The sequence below is a fragment of the Halobacillus sp. BBL2006 genome (assembly GCF_000786645.1).
Taxonomy (GTDB): domain Bacteria; phylum Bacillota; class Bacilli; order Bacillales; family Halobacillaceae; genus Halobacillus.
In genome coordinates this window covers 1-6196 of the sequence record NZ_JRNX01000111.1, presented here as the reverse complement: position 1 = coordinate 6196, position 6196 = coordinate 1, and the positions used below count along the sequence as shown (strand labels likewise).

Here is a 6196-nt window from a genome sequence, read left to right as displayed (position 1 = left end):
CATCGGAATGCCTGCCTTGGAAATTTATATTCCTTCACTTTCCTTATGCGCCAAAGGTGTTTATTCCAGTAGTGGTTTCGAGACACTTATATGGTAAAGGGGCGGAGGGAAACGGTGAGACTCCTGTGGAATTTGCGGGACAGGTGAGACCCCGCAGAGCAAAGCTCGAGGAGGCTCAGCGCCCGCCCCACGGAAAGCGAACCTTTTCCCGCAGCCCCAAACTCACACGAATGTTTCTCGAAACTGAGTCTTCAACAAACGGGAGCAATAGTGTAATAAGGAATATCAATAACACTAGAGCAATTCTTAAATATGATATTTGTCCATTAGTGCTTTCTCCACTGGAGGCGGAACAAGATCGGAGATATTCGCCCGATACTTGGCAACTTCCTTTACAATACTTGAACTTAAGAATGAATACTGATTATTAGTCATCATAAAAAATGTTTCAATTTCTTCGTTAAGCTTTCTATTCATGGAAGTGATTTGCATTTCATATTCAAAATCACTGACGGCACGAAGTCCACGGATAATCGCCTGAGCATTTTTTTCTTTAGCATAATCCATCAACAGGCCTTCGCAAGCATCTACGGAAACATTATCCATATCTTTTGTAACTTCCTGTAACAATGCAAGTCTTTCATTCACATCGAATAATGGGGATTTACTCTGGTTATTAAAAACAGCTACAATCAGGTGATCAAAAACCTTCGCACCTCTTTGGATGATATCTAAATGTCCATATGTAACCGGGTCAAAACTTCCCGGACAAATCGCTAAACGTGTCATAGCATTTCCTCCTCACTCAAATATAGATACACCTATATTCGTTCCGTAAATATCCGATTTTATTAGTTTTAATCTCCCGACTGATTGAGGGATTTTTTCTGAGGCATCGTGTTCACAAATGATGAACCCTTTCTCTCCAATCAAATCATTCTCTAAAAGCGCTTCCATCAAGTCCTCGTAGGAGAACTTTTTATAAGGTGGATCCAAGAAAATATACTGGAACGACAATCCTCGTTTACCTGCTGCTTTAATCGCCCTCATCGCATCGGTACGGAATACCTCCGTCCGTTCTTGGATGTTCAATAACTCTATGTTTTCATAAATTGTTTTAATCGCTTTATGTTGTTGGTCGACAAATACACATGATTCGACTCCGCGGCTCATAGCCTCAATACCGAGTCCTCCACTGCCAGCAAATAAATCCAGAGCATGGCCTCCTTCAAAATAAGGACCAATCATATGAAATACGGCTTCTTTCACTTTGTCCGTTGTCGGCCGGGTTTGATGAGAAGGAACAGATTTCAACTGTCTACCTTTGAACTCTCCAGCAATCACTCTCATGTTATGTACACCTCTTTTGTCATCATTCTACATTATCCTACCATAAATTCACTTCGTCAGGAAATATGTCAGACTTGAAAGAATTTGGCTAACTTTTGAATAGAGAAAAGAAGCGTTGGTCATACTAGAGTTGAAGCGGAACAAACTGCTTCTGAAAACGGAGAAGGCTTACATCCCCATAAGCGCTTCCTCCGGTTTCTCCTCTCCCTTTACTTTTTTGAATTATATTGAATGATTCAAAAAAGAAGGGCTGTCTGTTTAAGGCAGCCCTATTTTTTTGAATAAAAATCGTAGATTCACCTTCTTTTAACCCAATTCTTAAAAGATCTTTTATATAGGACCCATTTATATAAAACTTACCTTTAATCTCACGGAGTAATCCTTCACCGAATCCAAATTCTTGCTCATTCACTATAAAAGTCGATTGTCCTGGATAAAAGCGATAAATATTTTGAGGTGTAGACACCCGAAAAGCTTGTGGTGAATCAAGAGTCGTAATAGAATATTCCGCTTCTTTCACTAATTCAATTAAAGGCAGATAAAGGGTTCCCTCCATCTCAATAATGGTCCAAGGAACTTTCTTGTTATCGAATGCAACTGCTTGAGGCCGTTCAAAATAGAGAGGAACTTTTCCACCGCCGCCATTCGCTTTGAAAAACGCCGTCTTTCCTCCTTTTAATGAAGATAGACTCTCATCAGCATACTGGGTAAGTGACTGCCCCCCATTTTTTTGTAAAAGCAAAGACTTCCATTGTTTACGTTGCTTTTCAGTCAACGCGTTTCGGAGTTCTCCTATTAATTGGACCGAGTGGTCATCCATGCTCTTATTTTCAAATTCCGGAAATACCGTATCCGTAATCACGGATACGACCCACGATTCTCCTTCTTCTGCAAGGCGAGTTAAATGCTTTCGAAATAATGAGCGTTCTATGTCTTGTATGTTCCTATCCTCTATCGCTACATACCCCTCGCCTAACCGGAAAAATGATCGATCCAATTCGATCATCAACGGTCCGTACGCCTTCAAAACATTTTGAAGCTGCTTTCTTGTTTCCCTTTTCAACGTATGATTGGTTGAGTAGGTTATGATTCCGTTACCACCGCTCCATACCGATCTATCACTTTCTTGCAACTTAAGTGGAAAGCTTCTGTTTGTTGTCGAGACAAACTGTTGGAAGTGAATCCATTCTTTTTGAACGTCAAAGTTTTTTTCAGTGCTGCCCGCCCATGATTGGTCTAAATGCTGGTGGTCTTCAATAGAGATTTGATAAGCAGGTCCCCAAGCTGCGCCATTTCTCTCTATCCCCAACAACCAGCCTTTAATTAATTTAGTAGACGGCAGAGGAAGCTGATATGTCACGGTCGCGGATTGTGGGTCAGAAACAATCCATTGAATACGATTTCTATAGGTTTTTACCGAACAGTCTTTATCGTCTTCGTATGTACATGAAAAAGAATCAGCTTTATCAGGAAGCAGGATCGAATAGGAGCCTTGCGGAATCATTGAAAAAGAGTAGTTGACATAAATTGTATCGTTTTTGATGGTGAGCATTATGTCTATCAATGCTTGTTTACCTGAATTCATCCTTGATGCTTCTTGTTCCTTTAGAGAAGTCCACTGATAGAGGAGAAGGATGGATGAAATCGTAAGTAAGACCATGAAGGTCAGATATATTTTTTTCACAACTCCCCCCCTTTCTAACTATTCATATTGTACCAAACCCAAGCTTGGAGGAAAGGATTCACATCACCTCTATTTCATGCTAATGTTATTCATAGCGCGAAAGAAAAGGGAGAGAATCGTATGATACAAAAATTCATCGAGCTTGGCGAAGGGTATGCCGACATTTATGAACTTATTGAATTAGGAACATCGATGCCCGACCGTATTCAGCATGCCCTAGCTTTTTATAGTGAAAAGAATGGGCAGCCCGTCGCATCATTATCATTGGTCTTAAAACCAGCAAGAGAGAAATTCCAACCGATCTATATATGTAGGGAAGGCATTCCGAATCCTCACGAAAAGCCTAATCAGCGCTTTGACCTCTTTAAAGAAATGGCAGAAGCAGCGGGAAAAGAAGTGGCTGAATTCACCATCAAGCCATCCAACGTATTCCCTGAAACGGACCTTTTCTATCAGCATCTGATCGGAATTCTCAGAATGAACAAATTCATTTCACCTCTTTCATAAAAAAAGCATCCGCTGTCAGCCGGATGCTTTTTCTCATCTAAGAAAAATATAAAGTTTAAAGAACAAGCCGTTGGAGTCTTGTTCAACTTAATCAACTTGCTTAAATTCCCATTTTATAATCATACTGTTTAGCTTTATCAGGCTTAGCATTTTCAAAATCTGTACGAATATCAGGTTTATAGGAAGGAACAACACGGGAAACAAACGGTAAACGATCTAGTTTTTCCATCTTGTATTCCAAGTCCTCTTGATTCACGTAAAGCAATGCATACTTTCGTTTTTTAGAAGCATGGATAAGATGCCCATGCTTTTTGATCTGCCTGACATTTTTCATATGTTGAAAATAAACGATGATTCCTTGCCGTTTCGTTTTAATCATGGCGACACCCTACTTTACGGAGTATTTATCGACAGTTTACCAAATGTATGAAAAATGAGCAATTGTTCTTTAAGTAATTGATGGTTGTAAGGAGTTGAATTCACTCATGAAAACGGACCACGAACGGGCCATCGAAATTTTTCATAAAGAATTGACGACCCATCCGTATTTTGAACGGGTATTATTCAAAAGGATAACAGGTCTACCCTTTGTTTACCTTACTCCGAAAGAAAAAATCACTCAAAAGGAAATTGAAGATACGTTAAGGGTATCAGCCGCTAGAGCTATGAAAGGAAAGCGCCTGACCCTTGCAATGAGTTTCGTCCGCAAAAATCAGGCGCTCTATGTGTATCGTGTACGTTTTTTAGTTCCTCAACGAAAAATGTTCTGCTGTGGGAACCTATGTGATGATTGCATCCGTTTCACACAACCTTAGGATGCACAACCGCAGCTTCCACCACTGCCGCAGCCACCGCTGCAGCCTGTATCTGTCAAAGCCATGCCATTTTTCGGCACTTTGATTTGTTCACTGACGCTGAAGGCTACATTTTCACTGATTTCGTCCAGCAGTTTTTGCAATTCGCGCTCTGCCTTTTTAAAATGAGCGACTTTCTCATGCATGTCCATTTCACGCTTAACGGAACGGACTTTTTTCATGATCGAACTATAATCAGGATGATACCTTCCAAAACGTTGGACATCCTCATAATGTTCTTTCATATTATTAAAATCCTTAATCAGCTTTTGAGCCTCAGAATCATTTTCAAGCTCACACTTTGCCTGATGGTAATGCTGCATTGTATCTGAATTCATGACCATTTGGCCAATTGTCTCTGAACGGTCGAGCAGATCGACAATTTCCATTGTTGCTAACATGTATATGTCCACCCCCACTATCATTTTATCAAATAGGACAGCAGAATGAAATGAGAAGACTTAACTCTGCTGCCCGAGACTGTTAGTAATAGGGATATTCCATCTCTCTTTGATTCTTATTTGAATCTTTTTTTACATTTGAAAGGAGTTGCTGGAATTGACCTATAGCACCGTTTAACTCTCCAATGTGACGTGATACTTCCTCCCAATCGACATCTTCCATCAATACGCTAAGCTGTTTGATCCAGTCTTTTTTTGAAGTGGATTCTTGTTTCTTTACTTCTGGAAGAGAACTCCAAAAAGGATCGTCCTCCCCTAAAATGACCCACTTCTCATAATAGCTCTGAATGAGCTTATGGTTTTTCCTCAACTGTTCTTTAACGGGCGGATGATTATCTACAAAGTCTTTGAACCGCTGAACACTTGGGTGTAATGAATTTGTACTCATTAAGTTCACACCTCACTGTTAAAACTACTCTATAGCCTATGCAATAGTTAGAGGGCTGTTCATGGAATGGATAAAAAATTCTGGGTATAATACCTTCGATGAACTCCGATTCCAATATGAGTATAGCTCGGATCCAGTAAGGCCTCACGATGATCTTCACTATTCAGCCATCCATGCACAGCCGCAGTTGCGTCAATATACTGCGCAGCGATGTTTTCACCTGCCTGCACATAAGAAATGTCTCCTAACCTTTCTTTAAGACCATCTCCACTTGGTGAATAATGAGAGAAGTAGTTGTTGTCATTCATATCTTTGCTATGCAGAAAGGCTACTGTTGCAGCTTCCTCATGTGACTCAAGTGCTTTAAGATTGTACCTTGACCTTAAATGGTTCGTCATAAGTAAGATCTGTTTCTCCATTCCCGTCTCAATTTTTTTCCAATTCGATCCGTCAAGATTCTCTTTTATCGGAAGTTTCCCGCGATAAAGCACTTTGTAAGGCTGCAGTTTGAGAAGAATGTCATTCCTTACGAGTCTTATCGCTGACAACTTTTCAGTCATGACATCAAAATAAAGCTGAGCCGTCCAATCTTTGTCGATCGGAAGAAGAGGTCGCTCATAAAGGTCTCGTTCGGTCAATTCAAAAGTATAATTCCCAACATTCTCGATGCGGACAGTTCGGGGCAAATCATGATTCTGTGATATTTCCTGATACGTTTGTCCGATATGAACAGGTACGTCTTCTACACCCCCTACAAATGCAACAGCCGTCACGACTTCGCCCGATTGAATCCCAACCTGAGCCAGCTTATCTTCATAAATCCACCAATCATACCCATAGCCGCTTGGATCTTTTCGGTCAGGAGTGTCCCATTCGGCTAATAAATCATCTATACTTGCGTCTTTCCAATCAAAAATAGAACTGTTTTTTGCGGCTTGCCTCTCTTCTTCTA

The 6196-nt window shown here is 40.5% G+C and carries 8 protein-coding genes and 1 pseudogene; 2 read left to right on the top strand and 7 right to left on the bottom strand.

The features are described from left to right. Positions 1 to 306: 306 nt before the first annotated feature. From coaD to LD39_RS04210, 3 genes and pseudogenes are all read right to left on the bottom strand, one after another. Entirely contained in the window at positions 307 to 789 is a 483-nt protein-coding gene (coaD, locus tag LD39_RS04220; RefSeq protein WP_035543204.1) for a pantetheine-phosphate adenylyltransferase, read from the bottom strand. 12 nt (positions 790 to 801) lie between these two features. Further along, a pseudogene (gene rsmD, locus LD39_RS04215) lies at positions 802 to 1359 on the bottom strand (16S rRNA (guanine(966)-N(2))-methyltransferase RsmD); the annotation flags it as partial. 115 nt (positions 1360 to 1474) lie between these two features. After that, positions 1475 to 3034: a hypothetical protein gene (locus LD39_RS04210; RefSeq protein ID WP_035543201.1), complete on the bottom strand. Its 1560-nt coding sequence runs from the start codon at positions 3032 to 3034 to the stop codon at positions 1475 to 1477. 120 nt (positions 3035 to 3154) lie between these two features. Between LD39_RS04210 and LD39_RS04205 the strand changes: the two genes are divergently transcribed. Further along, positions 3155 to 3541: a hypothetical protein gene (locus LD39_RS04205; RefSeq protein WP_035543200.1), complete on the top strand. Its 387-nt coding sequence runs from the start codon at positions 3155 to 3157 to the stop codon at positions 3539 to 3541. Positions 3542 to 3641: 100 nt separating this feature from the next. Here the strand turns inward: LD39_RS04205 and LD39_RS04200 are convergent, their stop codons facing one another. After that, complete coding sequence (locus LD39_RS04200; RefSeq protein WP_197061385.1) at positions 3642 to 3920, bottom strand: YlbG family protein; 279 nt, start codon at positions 3918 to 3920, stop codon at positions 3642 to 3644. Positions 3921 to 4026: 106 nt separating this feature from the next. On the opposite strand from LD39_RS04200, the gene LD39_RS04195 reads away from it, so the two are divergent. Continuing rightward, on the top strand, positions 4027 to 4356 hold the full coding sequence (locus tag LD39_RS04195) for a hypothetical protein (RefSeq protein WP_035543198.1): 330 nt from the start codon (positions 4027 to 4029) through the stop codon (positions 4354 to 4356). Here the strand turns inward: LD39_RS04195 and LD39_RS04190 are convergent. From LD39_RS04190 to LD39_RS04180, 3 genes are all read right to left on the bottom strand, one after another. After that, positions 4353 to 4796 carry a YlbF family regulator gene (locus tag LD39_RS04190; RefSeq protein WP_035543197.1) on the bottom strand — a complete coding sequence of 148 codons (444 nt, stop codon included), beginning with the start codon at positions 4794 to 4796 and terminating at the stop codon, positions 4353 to 4355. The two genes, LD39_RS04195 and LD39_RS04190, sit on opposite strands and share 4 nt — an antisense overlap. An 82-nt stretch (positions 4797 to 4878) precedes the next feature. Next, on the bottom strand, positions 4879 to 5244 hold the full coding sequence (gene ylbD, locus LD39_RS04185) for a spore coat protein YlbD (RefSeq protein WP_035543195.1): 366 nt from the start codon (positions 5242 to 5244) through the stop codon (positions 4879 to 4881). A gap of 59 nt (positions 5245 to 5303) precedes the next feature. After that, positions 5304 to 6196: CAP domain-containing protein (locus LD39_RS04180; RefSeq protein ID WP_052158725.1), on the bottom strand; the 893-nt coding region annotated here is incomplete at its 5' end.